At 67.1% G+C, this 25,317-nt stretch carries 25 protein-coding genes; 14 read left to right on the top strand and 11 right to left on the bottom strand.

The genetic code is table 11. From position 1 onward, the window contains the following. Positions 1–119 precede the first annotated feature (119 nt). On the top strand, positions 120–1,676 hold the full coding sequence (locus QOC76_RS07400) for a beta strand repeat-containing protein (protein WP_526355739.1): 1,557 nt from the start codon (positions 120–122) through the stop codon (positions 1,674–1,676). 21 nt (positions 1,677–1,697) lie between these two features. Here QOC76_RS07400 and QOC76_RS07395 read toward each other — a convergent pair whose 3' ends face one another. The 3 genes from QOC76_RS07395 to QOC76_RS07385 are packed head-to-tail and all read right to left on the bottom strand — an operon-like array spanning position 1,698 to position 5,885. After that, a complete protein-coding gene (locus QOC76_RS07395) occupies positions 1,698–3,872 on the bottom strand; it encodes an SGNH hydrolase domain-containing protein (protein ID WP_526355737.1) in 2,175 nt (724 codons plus the stop codon). A 50-nt stretch (positions 3,873–3,922) separates the two neighbouring features. After that, positions 3,923–4,774 carry an alpha/beta hydrolase gene (locus QOC76_RS07390; RefSeq protein ID WP_526355735.1) on the bottom strand — a complete coding sequence of 284 codons (852 nt, stop codon included), beginning with the start codon at positions 4,772–4,774 and terminating at the stop codon, positions 3,923–3,925. Between the two features lie 7 nt (positions 4,775–4,781). Then, a complete protein-coding gene (locus tag QOC76_RS07385) occupies positions 4,782–5,885 on the bottom strand; it encodes a phosphodiester glycosidase family protein (protein WP_526355733.1) in 1,104 nt (367 codons plus the stop codon). A gap of 170 nt (positions 5,886–6,055) precedes the next feature. Here QOC76_RS07385 and QOC76_RS07380 point away from each other — a divergent pair, with 170 nt between their 5' ends. Further along, entirely contained in the window at positions 6,056–6,343 is a 288-nt protein-coding gene (locus QOC76_RS07380) for a GlsB/YeaQ/YmgE family stress response membrane protein (protein ID WP_526355731.1), read from the top strand. 3 nt (positions 6,344–6,346) lie between these two features. On the opposite strand, the gene QOC76_RS07375 is transcribed toward QOC76_RS07380, so the two are convergent. Genes QOC76_RS07375 through QOC76_RS07365 form a run of 3 tightly spaced genes read right to left on the bottom strand, consistent with a single transcriptional unit; the run spans position 6,347 to position 9,397 of the window. Then, a complete protein-coding gene (locus tag QOC76_RS07375; protein ID WP_526355729.1) occupies positions 6,347–7,654 on the bottom strand; it encodes a PQQ-dependent sugar dehydrogenase in 1,308 nt (435 codons plus the stop codon). Then, positions 7,632–8,357 (bottom strand): pirin family protein, encoded by a 726-nt coding sequence (locus QOC76_RS07370; protein WP_526355727.1) that lies wholly within the window; start codon positions 8,355–8,357, stop codon positions 7,632–7,634. Before QOC76_RS07370 ends, QOC76_RS07375 begins: the two co-directional genes overlap by 23 nt. A gap of 20 nt (positions 8,358–8,377) precedes the next feature. Continuing rightward, a complete protein-coding gene (locus tag QOC76_RS07365; protein ID WP_526355726.1) occupies positions 8,378–9,397 on the bottom strand; it encodes an RNA polymerase subunit sigma-70 in 1,020 nt (339 codons plus the stop codon). Positions 9,398–9,467: 70 nt separating this feature from the next. Here QOC76_RS07365 and QOC76_RS07360 point away from each other — a divergent pair, with 70 nt between their 5' ends. From QOC76_RS07360 to QOC76_RS07340, 5 genes are all read left to right on the top strand, one after another. Further along, complete coding sequence (locus QOC76_RS07360) at positions 9,468–10,310, top strand: alpha/beta hydrolase (RefSeq protein ID WP_526355724.1); 843 nt, start codon at positions 9,468–9,470, stop codon at positions 10,308–10,310. Further along, entirely contained in the window at positions 10,307–11,296 is a 990-nt protein-coding gene (locus QOC76_RS07355; protein ID WP_526355722.1) for a hypothetical protein, read from the top strand. The genes QOC76_RS07360 and QOC76_RS07355 overlap by 4 nt, the downstream gene beginning before the upstream one ends. Before the next feature lie 17 nt (positions 11,297–11,313). Then, complete coding sequence (locus QOC76_RS07350; protein WP_526355720.1) at positions 11,314–12,063, top strand: DUF2786 domain-containing protein; 750 nt, start codon at positions 11,314–11,316, stop codon at positions 12,061–12,063. Beyond that, the gene (locus QOC76_RS07345; protein ID WP_526355718.1) at positions 12,060–12,554 is read left to right on the top strand and encodes a TIGR04338 family metallohydrolase; all 495 of its coding nucleotides are present in this window, start codon (positions 12,060–12,062) and stop codon (positions 12,552–12,554) included. The genes QOC76_RS07350 and QOC76_RS07345 overlap by 4 nt, the downstream gene beginning before the upstream one ends. A gap of 77 nt (positions 12,555–12,631) precedes the next feature. Continuing rightward, positions 12,632–13,294, top strand: coding sequence for an O-methyltransferase (locus QOC76_RS07340; protein ID WP_526355716.1), 663 nt, complete (start codon positions 12,632–12,634; stop codon positions 13,292–13,294). A gap of 75 nt (positions 13,295–13,369) precedes the next feature. Here QOC76_RS07340 and malQ read toward each other — a convergent pair whose 3' ends face one another. After that, positions 13,370–15,370: a 4-alpha-glucanotransferase gene (gene malQ, locus QOC76_RS07335; RefSeq protein ID WP_526355714.1), complete on the bottom strand. Its 2,001-nt coding sequence runs from the start codon at positions 15,368–15,370 to the stop codon at positions 13,370–13,372. A gap of 150 nt (positions 15,371–15,520) precedes the next feature. Between malQ and QOC76_RS07330 the strand changes: the two genes are divergently transcribed. From QOC76_RS07330 to QOC76_RS07315, 4 genes are read left to right on the top strand one after another with little or no spacing between them, the layout of a single operon-like run. Then, a complete protein-coding gene (locus QOC76_RS07330) occupies positions 15,521–16,105 on the top strand; it encodes a TetR/AcrR family transcriptional regulator (protein ID WP_526355712.1) in 585 nt (194 codons plus the stop codon). After that, a complete protein-coding gene (locus QOC76_RS07325; protein WP_526355710.1) occupies positions 16,102–16,800 on the top strand; it encodes an SDR family NAD(P)-dependent oxidoreductase in 699 nt (232 codons plus the stop codon). The genes QOC76_RS07330 and QOC76_RS07325 overlap by 4 nt, the downstream gene beginning before the upstream one ends. A 17-nt stretch (positions 16,801–16,817) precedes the next feature. Continuing rightward, complete coding sequence (locus tag QOC76_RS07320) at positions 16,818–17,183, top strand: SRPBCC family protein (protein ID WP_526355708.1); 366 nt, start codon at positions 16,818–16,820, stop codon at positions 17,181–17,183. A 59-nt stretch (positions 17,184–17,242) separates the two neighbouring features. After that, positions 17,243–18,511, top strand: a complete 1,269-nt coding sequence (locus QOC76_RS07315) for an HNH endonuclease signature motif containing protein (protein WP_526355706.1) — start codon at positions 17,243–17,245, stop codon at positions 18,509–18,511. A gap of 282 nt (positions 18,512–18,793) precedes the next feature. Here the strand turns inward: QOC76_RS07315 and QOC76_RS07310 are convergent, their stop codons facing one another. Both QOC76_RS07310 and ilvD read right to left on the bottom strand, forming a co-directional pair. Then, positions 18,794–19,885, bottom strand: a complete 1,092-nt coding sequence (locus QOC76_RS07310; protein WP_526355704.1) for an IS110 family RNA-guided transposase — start codon at positions 19,883–19,885, stop codon at positions 18,794–18,796. Positions 19,886–20,010: 125 nt separating this feature from the next. Beyond that, positions 20,011–21,717, bottom strand: a complete 1,707-nt coding sequence (gene ilvD / locus QOC76_RS07305) for a dihydroxy-acid dehydratase (protein WP_526355702.1) — start codon at positions 21,715–21,717, stop codon at positions 20,011–20,013. 78 nt (positions 21,718–21,795) lie between these two features. On the opposite strand from ilvD, the gene ricR reads away from it, so the two are divergent. Then, positions 21,796–22,086 carry a copper-sensing transcriptional repressor RicR gene (gene ricR, locus QOC76_RS07300; protein ID WP_526355700.1) on the top strand — a complete coding sequence of 97 codons (291 nt, stop codon included), beginning with the start codon at positions 21,796–21,798 and terminating at the stop codon, positions 22,084–22,086. On the opposite strand, the gene QOC76_RS07295 is transcribed toward ricR, so the two are convergent. Together QOC76_RS07295 and QOC76_RS07290 are read right to left on the bottom strand one after the other, a co-directional pair. Beyond that, positions 22,087–22,386 carry a thiamine-binding protein gene (locus QOC76_RS07295; protein ID WP_526355698.1) on the bottom strand — a complete coding sequence of 100 codons (300 nt, stop codon included), beginning with the start codon at positions 22,384–22,386 and terminating at the stop codon, positions 22,087–22,089. 2 nt (positions 22,387–22,388) lie between these two features. Beyond that, positions 22,389–22,778: a PPOX class F420-dependent oxidoreductase gene (locus QOC76_RS07290; protein ID WP_526355696.1), complete on the bottom strand. Its 390-nt coding sequence runs from the start codon at positions 22,776–22,778 to the stop codon at positions 22,389–22,391. A gap of 54 nt (positions 22,779–22,832) precedes the next feature. Here QOC76_RS07290 and QOC76_RS07285 point away from each other — a divergent pair, with 54 nt between their 5' ends. After that, complete coding sequence (locus tag QOC76_RS07285; RefSeq protein ID WP_526355694.1) at positions 22,833–24,092, top strand: MFS transporter; 1,260 nt, start codon at positions 22,833–22,835, stop codon at positions 24,090–24,092. Positions 24,093–24,209: 117 nt separating this feature from the next. Continuing rightward, positions 24,210–25,310, top strand: a complete 1,101-nt coding sequence (locus QOC76_RS07280; protein ID WP_526355692.1) for a L,D-transpeptidase — start codon at positions 24,210–24,212, stop codon at positions 25,308–25,310. Positions 25,311–25,317 lie beyond the last annotated feature (7 nt).

Genomic DNA, 25,317 nt, shown 5'->3' with positions numbered 1-25,317 from the left:
TGTCGGTCGGCGGCCTCGGATCGATCGGTGACGGGAGCTGCGAAGCCACCGGGCAGGGGTCTTGGGCCATCTCGCTGTTCCCCGGGAGCACGGCGAAGGCCAGTGCGGGCAACGGTGCATTGGCGATCGGCCTGAACAACACGGCCACCTCGACCTACGGCACCGGCAACGTCTCCACAGCGATCGGCATCGGCAACGCCGCCACGTTGATCAACGCTGGCGACAACAACAAGAACACGGCGATTGGCCTTTTCAACACCGCATCGTCGACGGGCCTCGACGCATTGGACCTTGGTGTCCTGAGCACCTCGGCGACCGGAAACAACAACACGAACACCGCGTTCGGAATCGGTAACGCTGCGACCTCCATTTTGGGGAACGGCAACAAGAACACAGCAGGTGGTTTGTACAATCAGGCTCTCAGCATCGGTACACCCCGTGTCGAGGCCGATCTGCTCCCGATAGGAACGCTCGGCACCATAACGGGAACCATCGAACCGACCGGTGACAACAACACAAATACCGCGCTGGGCTTTGGCAACGTCGCGCTGACGGCGCTAGGAAACGACAACAACAACTTCGCGGCGGGTTTCCTCAATCAGGCCGCCACCGTTGGCAGTCCGGGCGTGAATGTGACAGCGGCGCTGGACGCGCTTGACCTCGGGGGCCTCGGCGATGTGCTTGGGCTCGGTGATCTCGCGGACGTGACTGCAACAGTAGATGCGGACGCGACAGGCAACGACAACAACAACTTCGCTGTGGGTGCGGCGAACACCGCGTTGACATTGTTCGGAAACAACAACAACAACCTCGCGGGTGGCGTTCTGAACCAGGCCGCAACTGTCGGCACGCCAGGTGTCGAGGCTCTACTTAACATCGACGCCATCGAGGGCGCGTTACCCCTGTTAGCGGGAGCGTTGACCGTGGAGCCGACCGGCAACAACAACAACAACATCGGTCTCGGCCTGGGAAACACGGCGGCCACGATATTGGGCAACGACAACAACAACATCGCGGCAGGCATCGTCAACCAGGCCGTCACCGTCGGCACTCCGGGGATCGACTTGCTCCTGAATTCACTCGGCGTGCCGGTGGCGACAGTGAAGGCGAGTCCAACCGGCAACGGCAACAACAATTTCGGATGGGGTCTGGGGAACACTGCGGCAACTGTGTTGGGCAACGACAACCAGAACACCGCCATTGGAGCCGCTAACCAGGCGGTGACCGTCGGCCTGCCGAATATCACCGCAGACGTGCTCGGAGTGGTGGACGGTACCGTCACGGGCACCGGTAATGGCAACAAGAACACCGGGATCGGCGTGGGGAACACAGCGCTCACCGCCCTAGGGAATAACAACAAAAACCTCGCCGCAGGCCTCAACAACCTTGCGGCAACAATCGGCACTCCGGGTGTCACGCTGAACGGCAAGCCAGGGTTGCCGTCCACGGGGAACGACAACAAGAACGTGGCCGTCGGCCAGGACAACGTGGCCGGCACCGTCCTCGGAAATTTGAACAAGAACATCGCGGTCGGGAAGGGCAACCTTGCCGCCACGGTTGCCGGTGTCGCCAACACCGTGAAGGCATTGGGCCACAACAACACCGCGACGGCGACCGGAGTGACCGGTAAGAACGTCGGCGCCACAGGCCACGACCAGACCTCGACAGCGCCTTAACGGAGAAGACGACGAGCGGGCCTAGTTGGGGGCTAGGGCCCGCTCGACCATCTCGGTAAGCAGTGGCGCGAGCACTTGGGCGTACTCGATCGTCACATGGTTGTCGTCGCGGTACACCAACGTATTCCCGACGACGACCGGGCATCGGTCGGCCGTGCAGAACAGCTCCGACAGGTCCGCATACTGGCCACCGCCTGCCATGACCGCGGTCTTCTCCGCCGCGATGCCGCCGTCGTTCAACCCCTCAGCGCGACCCGGCGCGCACGCGACCGCATTGTCCATATGCGCCGAGACACACGTCGGCACCGTCGAGTGTGGATCGGCGACCGGTCCCAGCACCAAAACCCTTGCGCCAGTCTCCCGTAACCGCTGCACCAGTCGCGTCACACCGTCCAGCCACGCCTGGTCGTAACTCGTGAACCCGAAGTCCGCGCCGTAGCGCCGTGACATGTCGACCACGACCAACTGCGGCCGCTCCTTTGCCAACCGCGCCATCACGTCACTCCGCCACTGCTCACACTCGGTGAACTTGCGGCCGAGATACGGGCTGTTGATAGGGAGATCCATCAGTGGGCACAACACCTTGCCCATCGTCTCCAGCCGCCAATGTCGCTCGCGTGCAGCCGGTTCCAACGCGGGCTGCCACATCGCCGCATGCGAGTCGCCCACCAGCGCCGCCGTCGTCGGCGCCCCCACATCACCCGACGCACATTCGGGCTGCTGCACATCCCGCCACGACAGCACGCATCCGTTCACGAACACTTCTGGCTTCGCGATCGCGTTGAGCGCCGGCGTCAGATTCGCCGGGACCGGCCCCGGCTCAGCGGACTTCGCAACCGCACTCACCACCTGGTCCCGCACCGACATCGACGGCGGCTGAGCCGACGACGGGGCAGGCCCGACAGGCGCGACAACCGCAACCGGGGCCGCCGCCGTTCCGTGGCCCACCGGGACCGGCCTCACCAACAACAACACCAAGCAGACACCGACCGCGGCAGCCGTCAACACACCGCCCACCGCCAGGCTGCGCTCCGCCGACGACTTGAGCGACGGTGAAAAACGCAGGGGGTTCTCGATCAGATGCAACGTCAGGATCGCGAGGCCGAACGACACCACCACCATCGCCAGCCGGCCCGCCAGCCCCAGGCCTGCACCGAACAACGCCGGCGCGAGCAGCAACACCGGCCAATGCCACAGGTACCAGGAATACGACAGCCTACCGACCGAGCGCATCCACGGCTTCGACAGAAAGAGTCCGACACCCAATTCCGGTGTCGCAGCGCCCGCGCCGATCACCAAGGCCGTCCCCAGCACCGGCAGCAGCGCCGTCGCACCCGGGTACGGGGTGTCCGCACCGATCTGCGTGCACGTGACGACGATCAGCGCCAACCCGCCCCAGCCCACCAACGCAGCCGACGGGCCCGGAAGATGCCGCCACGCACCCGCCGTCAACGCCACCAGTCCGCCGACCGCCAACTCCCACGCCCGCGTGGGCAGCGAGAAGAACGCCCACGACGGCCAGGTGTCGGTCCACACCAGCGACACCACGAACGACATCGCCGCCAGCAAGCCGAGTAGCACGACATACGGCGCCACAGAACGCGTTGCCGTTCCGCCGACCCGTCGAGCCACCCGCGCCAGAAGCCATGCCGTACCGATGATCAACGCCGGCCACAGCAGATAGAACTGCTCCTCCACGCCCAGCGACCAGTAGTGCTGCATCGGTGAAGGCGGCGCATCCGCTGCCAGATAATCCGTCCCCTGAATCGCGAACCGGTAGTTGCCGACATACAGTGCGCTCGCGATGCCATCACCGATGACGCTGCGCGCCTGCAGCGGCGGCAACAGGACCGCCGAGGCCGCACACGTCGCGACAAGCACCGTGACCGCGGCCGGAAGCAGGCGTCGCGCCCGTGCGCCGTAGAACCGGGCCAGCCGCACCGATCCGGTATTGGATGCCTCACGCCACAGCAGGCCGGTGATCAGGAAGCCGGAGACGACGAAGAACACGTCGACTCCGATGAACCCGCCGCCGACGCCGGGTACACCGGCATGGAACAGTACGACGGCAATGACGGCAACCGCCCGCAGCCCTTCGATGTCGGGACGGAACTGCTTCCGCGGCAGAGCCGTCCGCCCGCTCGCAGGAGAACCACGTCGGTAGGCGGGGCGGGGCGCAGTCGCAACTCTGTTCACTCGAGCAACGATCGTCTCACGGGACCCAGGGGTATTCAGGGATCAACGCGCTAGGTAGCCAGCCAGGCCAGCTCTCGCGGTAGCTTTTCGCGCCACGCCGCCACATCGTGGCCACCGATGAACGAAACTCCCGACGGTGGTCTGCGCAGCGACGCGACGAACTGCTTGGTGGCGTTGTAAAACCGGTCTTCGGCACCGCAGTCGATGCGCAGCGGAATCTCTGATAGTGCGGGGGTGCCGTACACCGAGTACGCGAACCAATCAGCCGGACCGTCGAAGGCGCCTTCTTGAAGCGCCAAGCCGTAGTCGGTGAAGAGCGCCGGTGCGACGGCGCAGATCGCGGCCGTTCGCGCCGGGCCGAGCGCGCCGCCGAGCAACAAGGCGCCATAGCCGCCCATCGACCACCCGATGAAACTCACCCGGGAAGTGTCCAGGCCCTTGGCTGCAAGCATCGGCAGCAGTTCGGTGAGCACCATCGTTCCCGAGTCCTCACCGTTGACTCGTCTGTGCCACCACCCGTTTCCGCCGTCCACAGCCACCACCGCGAAAGGCGGGTAGCCCGCATTCGCCAACTCGGCCAGACCCGCTTCGACGCCCATACCCATCACACCGTCGGCGTTCATGTCGCGCCCGTGCAACGCGATGACCGGACGCAACGGCCGACTGTAGCGGCCCGGCGGCAGGGCGATCGCCCACTTGGTCTCGACGCCGCCGCGTGCCGCGGAGACAAACGAACCGGTGACGTACGTCCCCGTCGTCTTCGCCGACGAGGGCGACGGCTGATCGACCGGCGGAGCGCCGGACGCGGTCGCAAGGCCCAGTTGCCACAACGGATCCAACGCACTTGCACCCGCGAATCCTGCGCCCAGCCGCAAGAGCATGCGGCGCGTCATCGGTCGCATCGGCGTGCTAGGCGAAGGCGAGCCAGCTGGGGAGCGCGCGCTCACGCGAATCGCAGAGCACCTGCTGTGTGTCGCAGCTGCCCTTGGGAACGCCGGCGCCGCTCCACATTCCGCCGGTGTCACGGCGCAACACAATGGCCGACGAGCCGCCGCCGTCCAGCAGCACGGCGGTGTCGGAGCCCAAGCCGCGGAACAGGTCTTGAATCTGGTCGGGTGTGTAGCTGCCGCCCTGGAACACGTACAGCTGATCGTTGGTGCGGTTGTAAGCGATCGCCGTTCGCGCTGCACTAGGGCCGCCGTCGTTCAGCTGACCGGTGTCCCCCGGAGCAAGCAGACCGATTCCCGCGACCGCGACGAATCGTGCGTTCTGGTCGAGCAGCTTCGCAATTTCCGGGGAGGCCGAGTCATAGTCGTTGGGCCCCTTGGGCATAACGACGGAGGGCGCCGCGCCGATTGGCAGGATCATCGTGGCCAGCGACGACCAGTGCTCGCCGCCGCCTGACAGACCCTGCTTGCCCGCGTAGGCGAGGGTGCCGGTGACAGTGGCGTTGGCCCGGCCCTGTCCCCGAGTGTTGTCGACGTACGCGCCGAGCGGCGAACTGCATTTGGTGTCGCGCCACGAGCCGCCCTGTTGACCCCGCACGTCGAAGAAGTTCGCGTTGATCGCGATCGTCGGCTGCCCGAGGGCCTGCCACGCCTCCAGTGGCGCATAGATTTCAGACGCCTGCCACAACCCTTCGCCGGTGCGTGCGCCGCCGTCGCGCTCGCAGCGAGCCTGGTTGCCCTGGTGACTGTCGACCAGCAACCGCGGCTGGATCCGGCCGGAGGCGTTCTTGATCGTCATCAGGTGCCCGCCGTTGTTCATCTCATACCAGCCGCCGCCTGCGTTGAGCATCGGCGCCGGGTGGCCGTCGCCGAAGTTGTAGACGAGGTAGGAACCGCGGGTGTTCGCGATGGCGCCAGCGAGCATGGACCGCCCGTCCGCGCGGGCGACGGGGGTAGCCGTCGTCGCCAGCGCAGCACACAGCATCAACGCTGCGGTGACCGCAAGAAGCTTTCTGCTCAACGCGTCCACCGCGGAACGCCGACAGATTGCGGTTGGTGACGGCACGGTTGCCCCTCTAGCAAAAGACCAGGAATCGAGATAACTCTAATCACACCAACCTCACAGTCAACTTACGTAACAGCATCGTCACGATTGAATATCGACCGGATGAGGAGTGAATTCACGCGCCGATTGGGTAATCCCGTCTGGGTCGGATCTCACCAAAAGGAGCAGACATGATCGGAACGATTCTCAGCGCGTTGGTCGTCGGCTTGATTGTCGGCGCGCTCGCGCGGCTCATCATGCCCGGCAAGCAAAGCATCGGCGTGATTATGACAATCGTGCTCGGTGCGCTCGGCTCGTTCATCGGGTCGTGGCTGACCTACCAGCTCGGTTACCACAACGCCAACGGCGGCTGGCAGGTCATCCCGTTCCTCGTCGGGATCATCGTCGCGATCGTGCTGATCGCGATCTACGTGGGCGTCACCGGGCGCCGCGGCACCAGGACGCCGACGGTGCGTTAAGCGTCAACGGCCAGGTGGGGCCAGTCGGTACACGGCGCCGGCGGAATCGTCGGTGACGTAGACCGCGCCGTCCGGTCCGACTACCGCCGCGACCGGACGGCCCCACCGAGACCCGTCGTCGGCCTGGAAACCGCCGACGAGCGTCTGTTGATCGCCGAGAGTGCCGTCGCGCCAGGGGAAGAACGACACCTCGGGTGCACGCGGCGGCTGCCGGTTCCACGAGCCGTGTACGCCGGCCAATGCTCCGGCCGCGTACGGCGCCGGCAGCACCCCGGTGGTGAATGCCAGCCCCAACGGCGCCGAATGGGAGCCGAAACTCTGCTCCACCGGCGGCAGCGATGCGCAGTCCATCCGAGAGCCGTCCTTGTTTGACGACATGTCGCGAATGAAGCGCAGGTTCGCGGGCCCGCCGTCGGGATTGCAGTAGGGCCAACCCAATTCGCGCCCAGGCGTGAGTTTCGCCAAGGCCTCCGGAGGATGGTCGTTGACGTATTGGCTGTCGACGTTGCCATCTGGGTCGGGTGCGTTGTCGCGGGTGTTGACCGCCGTCCACACCGAACCGTCCGGCGCCACGGCCAGCCCGGTCCCGTTGCGGACGCCCGTCGTGAATGGCTGGGCAACATCGCCGCCCGGCGGGACGCGCATGATCGTGGCGCGCGGCGGGTTGGCCTCGCGGTCGGCCTGCGAGATGTTGCCCGTCGAGCCGATCGAGAAATACACCGCACCGTCGGGCCCGACGGCGACGCTCTTCAGCGCGTGCGCGTACGCACCCTGCAGTTCGGGGCTGCGCGCGTCGGGAAGATCGGCGGCAATGGTGCGACGGTTGGTGGCCGCCCCGCCGGCGTAGTCGTAGGCATCGATCTGGTCGCTTTCGGCGACATAGAGCGTGGAATCCGCGAACGCCATCCCGTGCGGCTGGTCCAAACCATTGAGGAGTGTCGACTGTTGCGGCGCTGCACCGGGTTTCGGTGTCATCTTGACGATCTCCCCGCTGCCGGGCACCGACACGAGCAGTGCACCATCCGGTGTCCACGCCTCCAGCCGGGCCTTGGGGATCCGCGCCCACACCGACATCGACCAGCCGGCGGGTATCAGCGCCTGCCGTGGTTCATCGAACGGTGACTGCGCAAGATCACCGGCGGCCGCGACGGGTGCCGACACCAGAGCCGCAGACGCCGGAGCCGGTGCGGCGGGGGTTGTCTGCGACGATGCGGAAGACTGCTGCGGAGGTGACTCCGACGAACACCCGGCAAGAAGCATGATGGCGACGAGTCCGACGGCGAACCCGTTACGCACCAGCCAGATGCGCATGCATCTCCCAGACGAGTATTTCGGTCGAATCGGTCGCGGTGACATGGTGACCGCCCGCGCCGGTGAATCGGACGGCGTCTCCCTCGTGCAGATGCTCGGCGCCCTCGAGCGTCACCGAACCGCGAGGCACGAACAGGTGTAGCAGCGGTGCATCCGGCAGCGTGACGGATTCTCCCGGCAAGAGCCGTGCACCGTGCAACGCGGCGTTCTTGTTGTGAAGGCCGATGGCTGCATCGTCACGCATGCCCGACGCGATGGTCATCAAGCCGCCGGCGAGCGAAGCGTCGTCGATCTCGGCCTGCTGGTACCCGGGGTCGATGCCCGTCTGGTCGGGAACCACCCACATCTGCACGAAATGCACGCGCTCGTCGGCAGATCCGTTCTTCTCGGAATGCAGGACGCCCGTCCCCGCCGACATCCGTTGCGCCAGGCCCGGATAGATCACGCCGGCATTCCCCATCGAGTCGCGGTGCTCCAGCGAGCCCTGCAGCACCCAGGTGACGATCTCCATGTCACGGTGCGGATGCGTGTCGAAGCCGGCGCCCGGCGCGACAACGTCGTCGTTGTTGACGAGCAGAAGCCCGTGGTGGGTGTTCGACGGGTCGTAATAGCCCGCGAACGAGAACGAGTGCTTGGAATCGAGCCAGTCCGTCGTGCTCCTGCCGCGCTCAGATGCGCGGCGGATGTCGACGGATGTCGTCATGCACCCAGCCTACGGACGGCTCAGAGGGAGGCAGGCAGGCCCAACTTCCCGAACAGCCCGTCGCCGGCATGGAAGGCCACCACGTGCGCGATGCCGCCCGGACGCACCTCGAGCACGTGCAACTGGAACTCCTCGTGCAAGCCCGTCTCGCGGTTGAGCATGTACAGCGCCGCCGCGGGTTGGCCGTTCGCGGTGATGGCGATGAACCGCATGTCTCCCGGGCCCTCGGCGGGGCAGTGCGTCTTCGACAGCGCGACGATGTTCGCCGGTCCCTGGTACCAGCCGTCGAAGGGCGGCATCTCGAAAACCGCGTCCTCGGTGAACAGGGCAACCAGCTTGTCCATGTCGTAGGTCTCGAACGCCTCGATGTACTTGGCGAGCTGATCCTTGGCTTCCGGCGACTCCGGGTCGGCGAGCTCACCGTCTTGTGTCGGCTGCGCGGCGTCGAGTTGCGCGCGCGCCCGCTGCAGCAGGCTGTTCACGGCGGCCGTCGATGCGCCGATGGCCTCACCCACCTCGGCGGCCTTCCACTGCAGCACCTCGCGAAGGACGAGTACTGCGCGCTGCCGTGCCGACAGGTGCTGGAGAGCCGCCACGAATGCCAGCCGCACCGATTCGCGGGACTCGACGATCACCGACGGATCGGACGGGTCCTCCTTCGGCGAGTCGGGGAGCGGCTCCAGCCACGTGATCTCGCGGTGCTCGGCGATGTCGCCGGTCGGGTCCGACGCCGGCTGGCCGAGCCCGGACGGCAGTGGTCGTCGCCCTCTGCCCTCGAGCGCGGTCAGGCAGGTGTTGGTCGCGATCCGGTACAACCAGGTCCGCACGGAGGATTTGCCCTCGAACCCCTTGTAGGACTTCCAGGCGCGCAGGTACGTGTCCTGCACGAGGTCTTCGGCGTCGTGAAGGGAGCCGGTCATGCGATAGCAATGCGCGAGCAGTTCCCGCCGAAACCGCTGGGCATCGGCAAGAAATGCATCCGCGGCGGCTCCTGCATCCTCCGGGCCAGTGGGTTCCAGGCTTGCTGCCAGCACGCTCACGCCGTCGAGCTTACGCAGCGCTCCGACAACTTCCACGGACCGATTTCGATGGGTTGGCTACTCTGCGCTGATGGCCAGTAGCCGACACGAGCGGTCCTTCGAGGGCGCCGGAGGCGTCCGCATCGTCTACGACGTGTGGGAACCGGAGGACGAGGACTGTCGCGGCGTGGTGGTGCTGTGCCACGGCTACGCCGAACACGCCCGCCGCTACGACCACGTCGCTCGGCGGTTCGGCGAGTCCGGCCTGGCCGTATATGCCCTGGACCTTCGCGGCCACGGCCGCTCCGGCGGCAAGCGGGTCTACCTCCGCGACATCTCCGAATACACCGACGACTTCCACACCCTCGTCGGCATCGCGGCCGCGGAGTACCCGGACCTCAAACGGGTCGTGCTCGGCCACAGCATGGGTGGCGGCGTTGTGTTCGCCTACGGCGTCGAGCACCCCGACGACTACGCCGCGATTGTGCTGTCGGGACCTGCGGTGGACGCCCAGGACGGGCAGATGCCGGTGAAGCTGCTGCTTGCGAAGGTCCTCGGCAAGGTGCTGCCCGGCCTGCCCGTCGAGCAGCTGCCCACCGACGCCGTGTCCCGCGATCCCGAGGTGGTGGCCGCCTACAACGCCGACCCCCTGGTCTTTCACGGCAAGTTCCCGGCAGGCATCGCGCGAGCGCTGATCGGCGTCGGCGAGACAGTGCCGCAGCGCGCGCCCGGGTTGACGGCGCCGCTGCTTGTCGTGCACGGCGAGCAGGACAAGCTGGTTCCCGTGAAGGGCAGCAGGCGTCTGATGGAGTACGTCGGATCCGAGGACGCGCACCTGACGGTCTACCCCGGGCTCTACCACGAGGTGTTCAACGAACCCGAGCGTGCCGTGGTGCTCGACGACGTCGTATCGTGGATCGAGGCGAAGATTTGAAAGTCCTTGCCGCACTGGTACTTTCTCTGCTTCTCCTGCTGTCGTCCGGCTGCTCGTCGGACCAGAAGCCGCAGTGGGTCGAGGACGAGGTGAGCTTCGACGCCGGCGGCCTCACCATCCACGGCACCTACCGCCATCAGAAGGACGCGGCCCCCGGCCCCGCCGCGCTACTGATCTCCGAAAGCGGCAACACCGATCGCAACGGCGACAACATCGTCGTCGGAAAGATCGGCAACATGCGTCAGCTCGCAGAACTGCTGTCGGACCGCGGTGTAGCCAGCCTGCGGTACGACAAGGTCGGCACCGGCAAGACCGGGTTGGGCCCCTATCAGCAGCGGCCCACCGATGTCGGCAGCAGCGTCTACACCACCGGAGCGCAGGCTGCCGCACGCTTCCTCGCCGGGCAGGCGGGCACGGACAAGGGCCGCCTTTCGGTTTACGCGCTGGGAGAGGGCGCCGTGCACGCGATCACGCTGGCGTCGGACACCTCGCCCGGCGCGCCGAAGATCCATTCGCTGGGCCTGCTGCAACCGCTGTCGGGCCGCTACCTCGACATCATCACCAACCGGGTGCGCTCGGACGCCAGCCCTGAGACGTTGAACACCTGGCTGGCCGCCGTCGACGAGGTCCGCACCAAGGGCACCGTGCCCAAGGACCTGCCGGAAGGGCTCGGCGCCATCCTCAATCCGGGCAACGCGAAGGCGATCGAGGAAGCGGACAAGATCGACCCGGTGGCGCTGGCCGCCAAGATTCCCGCGGGCACGCCGATTCTGTTGACGTGTTCCGACACCGACCGCCAGGCATTGTGCAACACCATGAAGCCGCTCATCGACGCCCTCAACCACACGGCGCTGACGGTCGTCGAGCTCAAGGGCGTCAACCACGTGCTGCGCGACGATCCGACCGACAGCATCGCCAACCTCGCGAAGGACGCGCCGCTTTCTCCACAGGTGGTGACCGCGCTCGACGGATTTGTCACGAAGTAGTTTTAGTCTGTTGGGCGATGACTGACGACAGGATGCTGGCCCGCATCGCCGCGCTGCTGCGCCAGGCCGAGGGCACCGACAACGCTCACGAGGCGGAGGCGTTCATGGCCGCCGCGCAACGGCTGGCCACCGCGACGTCGATCGATCTCGCCGTTGCGCGTTCGCATGCGGACCAGCGGACCAAGGCACAGACGCCCGTGCAGCGCACGATCACGATCGGCAACGCGGGGACCAGGGGGCTGCGGACCTACGTGCAGCTCTTCACCGTGATCGCGCATGCCAACGACGTGAAGTGCGACATCGCGTCCAACTCGACATTCGTCTACGCCTACGGGTTCGCCGAGGACATCGACGCCAGCCATGCGCTCTACGCGGGCCTGGTGACGCAGATGGTGAAGGCGTCGGAGGCCTACATCGCCTCGGGTGCGCACCGGCCCACCCCGACGATCACCGCGCGCATCAACTTCCAGCTGGCGTTCGGCGCGCGCATCGGGAAGCGGTTGGCGGAGGCACGCGAGCAGGCGTTTCGGGAAGCGATCAAAAGCAAGACGCGCCAGCCAGGCACCGCGATCGCGTTGCGGGACAAAGATATCGAGCTCAAAGACTTCTATCGCGAGACGTCGCAGGCCCGTGGCAGCTGGCGAGCCAGCAGCGCGACCGCCGGTTACTCGTCGTCTGCGCGGCGGGCGGGTGACCGCGCGGGCCGACGCGCCCGGCTCGGCAACAGCCAGGAGATCAACGGCGCGCGCACCGCGCTGAACCGGTGACCGCTCGCGACACCCAACGCTCGAAGGTCTACGCCGCCGAGGAGTTCGTCCGGACGTTGTTCGACCGTGCCGGCGAACACGGCAACCGCACGATCGAGTTCTTCGGCACGAACCTCACCCTGCCGCCGGAAGCGCGGTTCTCCTCCGCGGAGACCGTGCAGCGCTACGTCGACGACGTGCTCGCGCTCCCGTCGGTTCGCGCACGGTGGCCCGACGCCGGTCCACTGACCACGCGACGACGGCGCGGGACCACCGCCGCGCACTACGAACGTGACGACGACGGCGCCGCGATCGCCGTGCCCGAGCGACGGGCCACCTGGGCGCTCCGCGAGCTCGTCGTGTTGCACGAGCTGGCCCACCACCTCTGCGACGCGGACCCGCCGCACGGGCCTGAGTTCGTCGCGGCCTATTGCGAACTCGCCGAGGCGGTGATGGGCCCCGAGGTGGCCCACGTGCTGCGGGTGGTCTACGCCAAGGAAGGTGTGCGGTAGTCGGGCGACGATTGAGCGGCGAGGTACGAGCCGCGTTGAGAAGTCCGACAATCCCACCTAGCGGTAACGTCGGAAACGTGACCGAGCCGGACCCGAAAGCCCTTGATGAGCTGTTCAATCGGGTGTTGCACACCGAGGACGACGCGCTGCGCGCCGCGCGGGAATCGGCTGCGGCGGCGGACATGCCTGCCATCGAGGTGTCGGCCCAGCACGGCAGGCTGCTGTCGCTGCTGGCGAAGGTGACGAACGCGAAGCGGGTCCTGGAGATCGGCACGCTGGCCGGTTACAGCACCATCAACCTCGCGCGCGGCGTGGGCACCGACGGGCGGGTCGTCACACTCGAATTCGAGCCGCGGCACGCGGCGGTGGCGCGGAAGAACTTCGAGCGAGCCGGTGTCGCCGACCGCATCGAGGTCGTCGTCGGGGCCGCGCTGGACACATTGCCCCGATTGGCCGAACGTGGCGAGACGTTCGACATGTTCTTCATCGACGCCGACAAGGAGAACAACGTCGCCTATGTCGAGTGGGCCATCAAGCTCGGGAGGCCGGGTTCAGTCATCGTGGTGGACAACATCGCTCGCATGGGGCGGGTGCTGGATCCGGCGCCCGACGACCACCAGGCGCGAGCCGTTCGCGACATGTTCGACATGATCGGCGAGAATCCGCGCCTGGATGCGGCGGCGATTCAGACGGTCGGCACCAAGAATTGGGACGGCTTCGCGGTTGCGCTGATCAACTAGCTTCCGCGAGTGTGTGGCCTGTGTACGAGAACCGCCCGAATGGCGTACATAGCCCACACACTCGGCGCGTGCTGATCAGGTCGCCGCCCGGAACGCCGCAGTGATGTCGGCCACCCTCGGGTCGGCCTTCAATTGCTCCAATGTCACTGGCAACGGGAGTCGCCAGTTCGGATATTCATCAACCGTCCCGGGCAGATTCGGCTGCCGGGTCTCGGCGATCACGTCGTAGGGCGAGATGAGCTTGAGCCGGCTCGGCGTCGATGCGAGAAACCGGTGCATCGCGGCGATGATCGCCGTTTCGTCCGGTTCCGGCGCACCGTCGTCCGCGTCGGGAAGCAGCCCCTCGGAACGCAACAGGGTCAGCCACTCCACGCGTTCCTTGTCGGCTTTGGCCTGCTCGGCCGCGACGTCATCGAGGAGGCCGAGGTCGGCACGCGCCCGAACGTGGTCACCGCGCAGGAAACCCGCCGCGGTCGGCAGGTCATGTGTGGACAGGCTGGCGGCCGCTCGCGATGGCCATTCGGCCGGCGGCAGAAGCGGTTCGCCGGCTGCGGACTCGTCACGGGTGAACCAGGCCACCGCGCACCCGAGCATCTCGTTACCGGCCAGCGCCTCGGTGACTTCTGGTTCGACGGTGCCGAGGTCTTCGCCGACGACGGTGGCTGCGGCCCGGTGCGCTTCCAGCGCCAGCACCGCGAGCATGGTGTCGGCGTCGTAGTGCACGTAAGTGCCTCGATCAGGACTGTCGCCCGGCGGGATCCACCACAGTCGCCACAGGCCCGCGACATGGTCGATCCGCAACCCGTCGGCGTGCGCGAGGACGGCGCGCAACATGTCCCGCAGGGCGGCGTACCCGGTAGCTGCCAGGCGATCGGGTCGCCACGGCGGCAGCCCCCAGTCCTGGCCGCGCGGGGTGAAGTTGTCCGGCGGCGCGCCGACGCTGACGCCGGATGCGAGCACGTCGGCCAGTGCCCACGCGTCGGCACCGTCGGCGTCGACGCCCACCGCGAGGTCGTGAAGCACGCCGAGCGACATCCCCGCCTCGTGCGCAGCAGCCCGAACGGCGGTGAGTTGTTCGGCGCATCGCTGCTGCACCCAGGCGTGAAACGCCAACCGCGGCGCCAACTCCCGGCGCGCGGACGCCACGGCCGGGCCGGCGACGTCGCGCAGCGGTTCGGGCCAGCGTGACCATCGGCCGCCGTGCCGCTCGGCCAGCGCGCAGTATGCAGCCCAGTTCCGCAGCCCCTCCGACACCGACGGGTCGTCGAAGGGACTGGGTCGGCCCTCGCTCCGCCAAAGCAGTTCCAGCGCATCGCGTTTGGCCGCCCATACCAGGTCGTGATCGATACGACCCGTGGTCGGGGACACTCGCAGCGCGTCCACCTCCGCACGGGTGTCCGGGTCGGCTCGGCGGTAGGCGTCGATGTCCTCGATGCGCAGGGCCAACGGGTTGGCGAATCGCCGGCTGGACGGCGTGTAGGGCGACGGCTGCACCGGATGCGTGGGACCTGGCGCGTGCAGCGGGTTCAGCAGTACCGCGCCGGCGCCGTGCTCGCCTGCGGTCCAGTTCACGAATTCGCGTAGATCACCGAGGTCGCCGATGCCCCATGAGCGGGCCGAGCGCAGCGCGTAGAGCTGCAGCATCCAGCCCCATGTGGCGGGTGAAGCCGGAACCTGGGACGGCGCCGCGATTACGGTCGCCTCCTGCCCGTCGTGTGTGTGCAGCCGGTACCAGCCCGGCGAAAGGTCAGCCGGCAGCTCATCGCGCACCGCCATCTCGCTGCCGTCCTCGCCCACCAGCGAAGCGGCCCCGGGCAGCGGCCGTCGGCGCCCATCCAGCCGAACGGCGATGGTCGGCGCGATCACCCCGGCGCGGTCGCGCTCAGCCAACTTGGCCAGCTCTGCGTGGCGGTCTGCCTCGGTCCCGGCCTCGACATCGAGCAGTGCGAGCACCCGGATCACCACATCGGCGTCGACCTGCACCGGCTCGCGGCGCTCGTTCCGGTAGCTGGTCGCGACCCCGTGAGCGGCGGCCAACCGGCGCAGGTCATCGGGAATCGGCTTCGGGTTCGCCATCACCCGACGCTCATAAGTGCGGCGAAACGGACGTCGACGACTCGGCGAAGTTGAAGCACGCGGCTGCTATACCCAGGAGACGATTTCTCAAGCCGGTGTCGTGCCGACCGCTTTACGGTCGGCAAGTAATCTCCTGTACGGTCGTAAAGTATGCAGACCGTCGCGGTTCAGGCGCCCGGTGCAGCCGACACCAGGCAGCGCCTGATCGACGTCGCCGTCGACCTGTTCACCCGGCATAGCTTCGCGGGTACCTCGCTGCAGATGATCGCCGACGAGATGGGCTTCACGAAGGCCGCCATCTATTACCACTTCCGTACCCGCGAGGAACTGCTCGCCGCCGTCGTCGAACCGATCTTCGAGCAGCTCAGCGGCGTCATCACGGCCGCGGAAGCGCAGCGCAGCGCCACCGCACGCGCCGACCGCATGCTGCGCGGCTACGCCGAGTTGGCTGTGGCCAACCGTGCTCTCGTCTCGGTGCTCGCGTGCGACCCCAGCGTGACGACTCTGCTTCGCCGGCAGCCACACTGGGCGGAGATGATCAACCGGCAACTGGCGCTGCTCGCCGGAGATGAGGACGATCCCGGCGGGCTGATCAAGGCCACCGTCGTGCTGGCAGGAATCTCGAGCGCCGTCGGGCCGGCATGGATCGCCGTCGACGACGACGACCTGCTGGGACATCTCGTGGAAACAGGACGGCGCACCCTCGGGTTGCGCAGGAAAGGAATCCGGTCATGAAGACAGCTGTGGTCACCGGCGGGGCGTCGGGCATCGGCCGCGCCATCGCGCAGCGACTGGAAGCCGACGGTCATCACGTCGCCACGATCGACCTCCAGCGCTCAGAAGGTGACTTCGGCTACACCGCCGACGTGACCGATCGTGAACAGGTCGACGCCGCACTCAACAAGATCCGCACACAGCTCGGCCCGGTGTCGATCCTTGTCAATGCCGCTGGCCTGGACGGCTTCTCGCGCTTCCTCGACATCTCGTTCGATGACTGGAGGCGGGTGATCGACGTCAACCTCAACGGCGTCTTCCACTGCTGTCAGGCCGTGCTGCCCGACATGGTCGACGCCGGCTGGGGCCGCATCGTGAACATCAGTTCATCGAGCACACACTCGGGAGTGGCGCGCATGACGCACTACGTGTCCGCCAAATCGGCCGTGAACGGGCTGACCAAATCGCTGGCGCTGGAGTACGGGCCCAGCGGCATCACCGTCAACGCGATACCACCGGGCTTCATCGACACCCCCATGCTGCGTAGCGCCGAGGAGCGCGGCTACACCAACGTGGAAAAGACGATCGCGATGACGCCGGTGCGCCGAATGGGCAGACCCGAAGACATCGCCGCGGCGTGCGCTTTCCTGGTCTCCGAGGAGGCCGGCTACATCACCGGGCAGATTCTCGGTGTGAACGGCGGTCGCAACACGTAATTGGGTATGCCGACCCAATGCTTTCGGTCAGCAGACACATCGATGCACCGGCCGAGGCCGTGTGGAAGCTTCTCGTGGACACCGACGCGTGGCCGCAATGGGGACCGACCGTCGCCGGCGGGGAGATCGACGGCGGTGAGATGACGCTCGGCGCGTCTGGACGCGTACACACGCCGGTCGGCGTCTCGCTGCCGTTCAGGATCACGGAGTTCATACCCGGACGCCGGTGGGCGTGGTCGGTGGCCGGCGTGCCCGCCACCTCGCACTCGGTGGAACCCGACGGCACCGGTTGCCGCGCGAGCATGGCAGCTCCCTGGTGGGCGCCCGCGTACCTGCCGGTGCTGGCGATCGCTCTGCAGCGAATCGACCGGATGGTGCGCTGACCGGGTGCCCGGCGTGCGACGCTCCCGGATTTGTCGTACCTGGGTGCGATGATGGCGTCATGTCTTCCACTGCAGCATCTTTCGCCGCTGGGGTACGCCCCGACGAGCGGCTTGCGGTGTTGTTCGATGAGTTGGCCGAGTTGACCGGTCAGCGCAACGCGATCGACGGGCGCATCGTCGAGATCGTGGCCGAGGTGGATCGCGACGAGTTGTGGGGCGCCACGGGCGCGCGTTCGGTCGCAGCGTTGGTGGCCTGGAAAACCGGCTCGTCGTCGACAAATGCCAACACCATCGCCGCCGTGGCGAACCGACTCGGTGAGTTTCCCCGCTGCGCCGACGGCATGCGCGAGGGCCGACTGTCGCTGGATCAAGTCGGGGTCATCGCAGCGCGGGCGGGCCAGGGATCCGATGCCCACTATGCGGAGTTGGCGCGCAGCGCCTCGGTCAATCAGCTGCGCACCGCGGTCAAGCTGGAACCGCGACCCCAACCCGAACCCGGCCCGCAGCCCGAACCGCAGTCCTCGATCACCAAGAGCACCGATGCCGAGTTCACCTGTTGGCGCATCAAACTGGCTCACCACGACGCGGCGAAGTTCGACGCGGCACTGCAGTCCCACCGCGATGCGCTGTTCGCCGAATGGAAGCGCGATTACGACAACAACAACGGCAAGGGCGAAGGCGAATCAAATCAACGGCCCCCAATGCCCGGCACAGCCGATGCGTTCATGCGGCTGGTGGAGGCCGGCTGGGACGCCGAGGTGGCCCGCCGACCACACAGCCACCACACCACGGTCGTGATCCATCTCGACGTCAAAGAACGCCTCGCCGCCCTACATCTCGGCCCGCTGCTATCGGAGTCGGAACGCCGCTACCTGACCTGTGATGCCACCTGCGAAGTTTGGTTCGAACGCGACGGCCAACCCATCGGCGCCGGCCGTACGACGCGGGTGATCAACCGCCGGCTGCGCCGTGCCCTCGAACACCGCCACCCCACCTGTGCGGTGCCCGGGTGTGGGGCCACCCGCGGCCTGCACGCCCATCACATCCGGCACTGGGAAGACGGCGGGCTCACCGAGTTGGACAACCTCGTCCTGGTGTGTCCGTATCACCACCGGTTGCATCATCGCGGGGTCATCACCATCACCGGACCCGCGCACGCCCTGACCGTCACCGACAGCGAGGGCCGACAACTCAGCGCGGGATCACTGGCCCGTCCACCGACCAAACCCCCACCGGCCGTGCCGCCCTATCAAGGACCCACCGGTGAGCGCGCGGACTGGTGGTGGTACGAACCCTTCCAACCACAACCTCCACCCAGCAACAACTGATATGTAGAGAATCTTGTCAAGTGGGCATGGGGAGGCGCCGTCGGGGAGCTAACCCGACGGCGCCTCTTTGCTTTCTCGCGAGTCCGTGTGGTGAGCGTGTCGGTTGGCGACGCGCGGTCAGACTGATATGCGCGGGTTGGCTACCGCAGGACGGGGTTTCGGCTGGATCGCATCCGCGTGTCTAGGGTCGAGCGTCGACCCGATCGGGTCTGCTCATAGTTGTGTCGCGGGTCGATCCACGCGCTGCCACCACCGTGCTCGCGAGAAGCAGTCAGGTGGCGGTCAGTCCTCCATGACCGCCAGCGACCAGCACCAGCCGGCCAGTTCACGGGCGATCGCGACGTTGGCCACGGTGGACCGCTTGCGCCGTGCCAGGAAATCCACCCACCGGTTATGGAGACGACGGTTGCCCTCGTGACCACGAGCACGGGCCGCCGCCGGGGCCAGCTCCCACCGGGCACGCATCACCGCTCGCACCTGATACTTGGGTCGGTGATGCCAGGCCGCCTCGACCATCAACCGGCGTACGTGAGTGTTGCCGGTCTTGGTGATCGGTCCCTGTGCCCGCGTGGAACCCGACGAGGACTCTGAGGGCACCAATCCGATGAACGAACCAATCGTGTTGCCGGTGAACCGATTCCAGTCGCCGATCTCGACTGCCAACGCGAACGCGGTCAACGTGCCCACCCCGCGAAGACACGACACCCTACGTACGATCGGGGTGAATTCACTATCGGCGGCGATGTCCTCGATCGCCGAGTCCAAACTTCGGCGTCTGGCATGCAACATCAACACCTGCTCGTAGTCGGAATCGAACGCCATCCGCGTGGCCGGTGTCTGCAACCGCGGCGCCGCCCGACCCCGCAGCCAACGATCGTGCGCATCGGTCCAGGCAGCACCTTCGTGATAGACGATGCCGTGGCGCAGTAGCAGCTTGGACAGTCGATGACGCGCCCTCATCAGATCACCGCGGCAGTCTTCGCGCGTACGCACCAGATCGCGGCAGGCTTCCTGGTCCACACTCGGGATCGACACCGAGGTGACCTCGTTCAGGCGCAGCAGCCGCGCCAAATGCAGCGCATCGCGGGCATCGGTCTTCACCCGGTCCCCGGCGGGCCTCTGCAGCTTCGATGGTGCCACGACCTCACACCTCACCCCCGCATCGGTCAGCGCCCGATACAACCCAAAACCAGTAGGCCCGGCCTCGTACGCCACCGCTACCGGACCCGGCAGCTGCCTGATCCACGCCCGAATGTCGTCAAAAGACGGCGTCAACCGGGTCTGGGTCACCTCCCCGGTGACGCCGTCAATTGCCGCTGCCACAACGGAACGTGCGTGCACGTCCAGCCCAATACTCGTACGCTCTGTGAACACCGGGGCCTCCCACCACTGTCGGATAGACCGAGCGGGCCCACTACCCACCCGGTAACCCACGAACATGGGTGAGCGAGGCCCCGGCCCGCAACCCCCGACAAGACGTCAACGGTCACCCATACCGTCTAGCCGCAGACTGCTCCGGTCGCCGCCGACCCGACCAGCTTGGTGTACTTCGCCAGCACGCCGGTGGTGTAGGTCGGTGGCAGCGGCTCGAAATCCGCTTTGCGCGCCTCGAATTCGGCCGGATCGACGAGCACGTCCAGGGTGCCCTTGGCGACGTCCAGACGGATGCGGTCACCGTCGCGCACGAACGCGATCGGACCGGCGTCGACCGCCTCGGGGGCGACGTGCCCGACGCACAACCCGGTGGTGCCGCCGGAGAACCGCCCGTCGGTCATCAGGAGCACATCCTTGCCGAGCCCAGCGCCCTTGATCGCTCCGGTGATCGCGAGCATCTCACGCATTCCCGGGCCGCCCTTGGGGCCTTCATAGCGGATGACCACTACGTCGCCGTTGGTGATCGTGCCGTCCTCGAGCGCGTCCAATGCGGCGCGCTCCCGCTCGAAAACCCTTGCGGTGCCTTCGAACACGTCGGAGTCGAAGCCGGCCGACTTAACCACCGCGCCCTCCGGCGCCAGCGACCCGTGCAGGATGGTGATGCCGCCGGTCGGGTGGATGGGGTTGTCCAGCGCGCGCAGCACCTTGCCGTCGGGGTCCGGCGGTGCGATGTGGGCGATGTTCTCCGCCATCGTCTTGCCGGTCACGGTGAGGCAGTCACCGTGCAGCAGGCCGGCATCCAGGAGTGCCTTCATCATGACGGGCACGCCACCGATGTGGTCGACGTCGAACATCACGTGCTTGCCGAACGGTTTGACGTCGGCCAGGTGGGGGACCTTCTGGCCGATGCGGGTGAAATCCTCCAGCGACAGCTTGACGTTGGCCTCGTGTGCGATCGCCAGCAGGTGCAGCACCGCATTGGTGGAGCCGCCGAACGCCATCACCACCGCGATCGCGTTCTCGAAAGCCTCCTTGGTGAGGATGTCGCGGGCGGTGATGCCGCGGCGCAGCAGCTCGACGACTGCCTGCCCGCTGCGCCGGGCGAACCCGTCGCGCCGCCGGTCGGTGGCGGGTGGAGCGGCGCTGCCCGGCAGCGACATTCCCATCGCCTCGGCGGCCGACGCCATGGTGTTGGCGGTGTACATGCCGCCGCACGCGCCTTCGCCGGGGCAGATCGCCCGCTCGATCGCGTCGACGTCCTCACGGGGCATGAGCCCGCGTGCACATGCGCCGACCGCCTCGAACGCGTCGATGATCGTCACGTCCATCTCGGTGCCGTCGGAGAGCTTGGCCTTGCCGGGCAGGATCGAACCGGCATAGAGGAAGACGCTGGCAAGGTCGAGCCGGGCGGCGGCCATCAGCATGCCGGGCAGCGACTTGTCGCAGCCGGCCAGCAGCACCGACCCGTCGAGGCGCTCCGCCTGCATGACGACCTCGACGCTGTCGGCGATGACCTCACGCGAGACCAGCGAGAAGTGCATGCCTTCGTGGCCCATTGAAATGCCGTCGGACACCGAGATGGTGCCGAACTCCATCGGGAAGCCGCCGGCGGCGAAGACGCCGTCCTTGACGGCCTTGGCGAGCCGGTCCAGCGACAGGTTGCACGGGGTGATTTCGTTCCATGACGACCCGACACCGATCTGCGGCTTGGCGAAGTCGTCGTCCTCCATGCCTACTGCCCTAAGCATTCCGCGGGCGGCGGCTTTTTCGAGGCCGTCGGTCACGTCGCGGCTGCGGGGCTTGATGTCGATGGAACCGGAGTCTGAGGGCATGGGTGTCAGTATGCTCGCCGCGTTTCGCCCGGCCAAACCAATATGCATACCCCGCAGGGGTACCGGTACGCTGGTGGTATGACTGCCCCACACGGCTACACGTCCAACAAGGACAACTACGCCAAGCGGTTGCGGCGCATCGAGGGTCAGGTCCGCGGGATCGCGAAGATGATCGACGACGACAAGTACTGCATCGACGTTCTCACTCAGATCAGCGCCGTGAACAGCGCGCTGCAGTCGGTTGCCCTGAACCTCCTCGACGAGCACCTCGGCCACTGCGTGACGCAGGCGGTCGCCGAGGGCGGTGACGAGGCCGACACGAAGCTGGCCGAGGCGTCGGCCGCCATCGCGCGACTCGTTCGGTCGTAGCTATCCGCCGAGCTCCCGCTCGATACTCTCGACCTTGGCCGTCAGCTGACCGCTGTGGCCGGCCCTGATGTCGGCCTTGAGCACCAGACTGACGCGTGGCGCGACCGCGGCCACGGCGTCGACCGCCTGCTTGACGACCGCCATCACCTCGTCCCACTCGCCCTCGACGTTGGTGAACATCGCGTTGGTCTCGTTCGGTAGACCAGAAGCGCGAACCACCCGAACCGCTTCGGCGACGGCTGCCGACACCCCACCGGTGTCGTCGCCGCCCGTCGGGCTGACGCTGAACGCGACCAGCATTGCTACTGCTTCGTGAACCCGGTCGGCCGCACGACGATGATGACGCGGTCGGCCTTGTCGGGCGGCGGCTCGGTCAGCGGACCGCTGTAGCGGTCGTTCAACTGCATGTAGAACGCGCCCGTCGGGTCCGGAACGATCTCTTCGACGACGCCGCGGACCTCGAGATAGCGGTACGGGTTCTCCGGATCGACGACCGACATCGCCACGTTCGGATTGGCCGCGAAGTTGCGGAACTTCTGCCGCTTCGTGGTGTGGGTGAACCGCAGCAGTTGCCCGTCCCAGTCGAACCACATCGGGTTCACCTGCGGGCTACCGTCGGGTCTGACGGTGGCGAGATGCCCGAAGTTGGGCTGCTCCAGCAGTGATTCATAACCCTCAGGAATTGCAACCATCGCGAGCCTTTCCTCGATTGCGCGATTGAGCCGATACCGTGATGTACCCAGGTTATGACCGTAGACACCCCCACTCGGCCGAGCCGGGCATGGACACCACGCATCGCCGTACAACTGGCGGTGCTGGCGTCGGCTGCGTTCGTCTACGTCACCGCGGAGATGGTTCCGGTCGGCGCGCTGCCGGACATCGCATCCGATCTCCGCGTCAGCGAGGCGTTGGTAGGCACCCTGCTGGCCAGCTACGCGCTCGTAGCCGCGGTGACGACGGTGCCGTTGGTGCGGCTCACCGCGCACTGGCCACGCCGTCGCACGCTGATCGTGACACTGGCGTGTTTGACTGTCTCCCAACTGATTTCGGCGCTGGCACCGAATTTCGCCGTGCTGGCGGGAGGTCGCGTGCTGTGCGCGGTGACGCATGGGCTGATGTGGTCGGTCATCGCGCCGATCGGCGCGCGGCTGGTGCCCGCGACGCACACCGGGCGCGCGACCACCGCGATCTACGTCGGAACGGCCCTCGCGCTCGTCGTCGGCAACCCGCTGACGGCGGCGATGAGCGAGCTGTGGGGCTGGCGGCAGGCGGTCGTCGCGGTAATGGCCGCCGCCACCGCCGTCACGGTCGCGGCGTGGGCGACGCTGCCTCCGATGGTGTTGTCGGTCGCCGAGCTCGGTACCGCGCGGACCCGTGAACGCCATCACCGCGACAGCCGGTTGATGACACTGAGCGTGTTGACGCTCGCCGGGGTCACCGGCCACTTCATCTCCTTCACGTTCATCGTGGTCATCATCCGCGACGTGGTCGGCGTGCACGGCCCGCACCTCGCATGGCTGCTCGCCGGCTTCGGCATCGCAGGGCTGCTGGGGATGGCGGTGATGGCCCGACCTCTGGACCGGTATCCGAAGGCGTCGGTGATCGGCTGCCTCGCCGCGCTGGCGGCCGTGTTCGCGGTGCTGACGGCGCTGGCGAGCGGCCGACACCTCGCCGCCATGACCATCGCGGTCGGCGCCGCCGCGATTTTGCTGTGGGGCGCGGCGTCCACGGCGCTGCCGCCCATGTTGCAGTCCGCGGCCATGCGCACCGCGCCGAACGACCCTGACGGCGCCTCCGGCGTCTACATCACGGCCTTCCAGGTCGGGATCATGGCCGGCTCGCTGGCAGGCGGCCTGCTCTACGAACAGGCCGGTCTTGCGGCGATGACCGCGTCATCGACCCTCTTGGTGTTGGTCGCACTCGGCGGTGCGCTGGCCACCCGTGGCCTGTTGGTCGTTCGTCCAGGTAACCAGCAGGAAGTAACATCGGACCCCTCGTCGCGATGAACACAGCAGCTCAGCGCCGTTCTCTGGACAGATGTCCAGCGCACAGAGGTCTCTCACGGCGTTAGCCGGTCCTCGTCCTATGCGAGACTGGTCGAAGCTCTGACTGGAGGTGTTCGCATGCCGCAGCGCACGATGCGGAAGCTCGTCACCGCGACGATCGCGGTTGGAATGATCGGTGGATTGGCCTTCGGCAGCCCGTTGGCTTTCGCAGATCCCGAACCGGCACCCGACCCGTTCGGTCCGCCGCCCGGCCCGGCGCCGGCCGGGGAGGTCCCCGCGCCGGAGGCGCCGGTCGACGCGGCCGCGGCGGTGGCACCGGCCCCGCCCAATCCGGCGGACCCGTTTGCGCCGCCACCCGCGGCGGATCCGCTGGCCGTGCCGCCGGCTGACGGCGCTGCTCCGGCCGCGCCGCCGAACCCGTCCGCGCCTGCCGCCGATCCGCTTGCGCAGCCGACGACCATTCCCGAGGGCACCCCGGCCGGCCAGAACCCGACGCCCTACACGGGCGACCCGGTGTTCGTTCCGCCGTCGTTCAACCCGCTCAACGGCTCCATGGTCGGCGTGGGCAAGCCGATCATCATCAACTTCGCGCGGCCGATCGTTGACCGCCCGATGGCCGAGCAGGCGATTCACATCTCCTCCAACCCGCCCGTGCCGGGCAAGTTCTACTGGATGAGCAACACCCAGGTGCGCTGGCGTCCGCTGAACCTCTGGCCGGCGAATACGACGGTCAACATCGATGCGAGCGGCGCCAAGTCCAGCTTCCGCACCGGTGAGTCGCTGGTCGCAACGGTCGACGACAAGACCCACCAGATGACCATCACCCGCAACGGCAAGGTCGAGAAGACGTTCCCGGTGTCGATGGGCAAGCCCGACGGCAAGCACGAAACCAAGAACGGCACCTACTACGTGCTGGAGAAGTTCGCCAGCATCGTGATGGACTCCGCCACCTACGGCGTGCCCAACACCTCGCCCGAGGGCTACAAGCTGACCGTTCAGAACGCGGTCCGAATCGACAACAGCGGCTCCTTCGTGCACAGCGCGCCGTGGTCGGTCGGCGATCAGGGCAAGCGCAACGTCAGCCACGGCTGCATCAACCTCAGCCCCGACAACGCCAAATGGTTCTACGACAACTTCGGCAGTGGCGACCCGGTCGTCATCAAGAACTCCGCAGGCACGTACAGCCAGAACGACGGCGCCCAGGACTGGCAGATCTGACGTTCGC

Origin of the sequence: Mycobacterium sp. (assembly GCF_032159565.1) — a bacterium.
Classification (GTDB): domain Bacteria; phylum Actinomycetota; class Actinomycetes; order Mycobacteriales; family Mycobacteriaceae; genus Mycobacterium.
The sequence above is the reverse complement of the archived record's forward strand: the minus strand, read 5'-3'. Positions and strand labels throughout refer to the sequence as shown.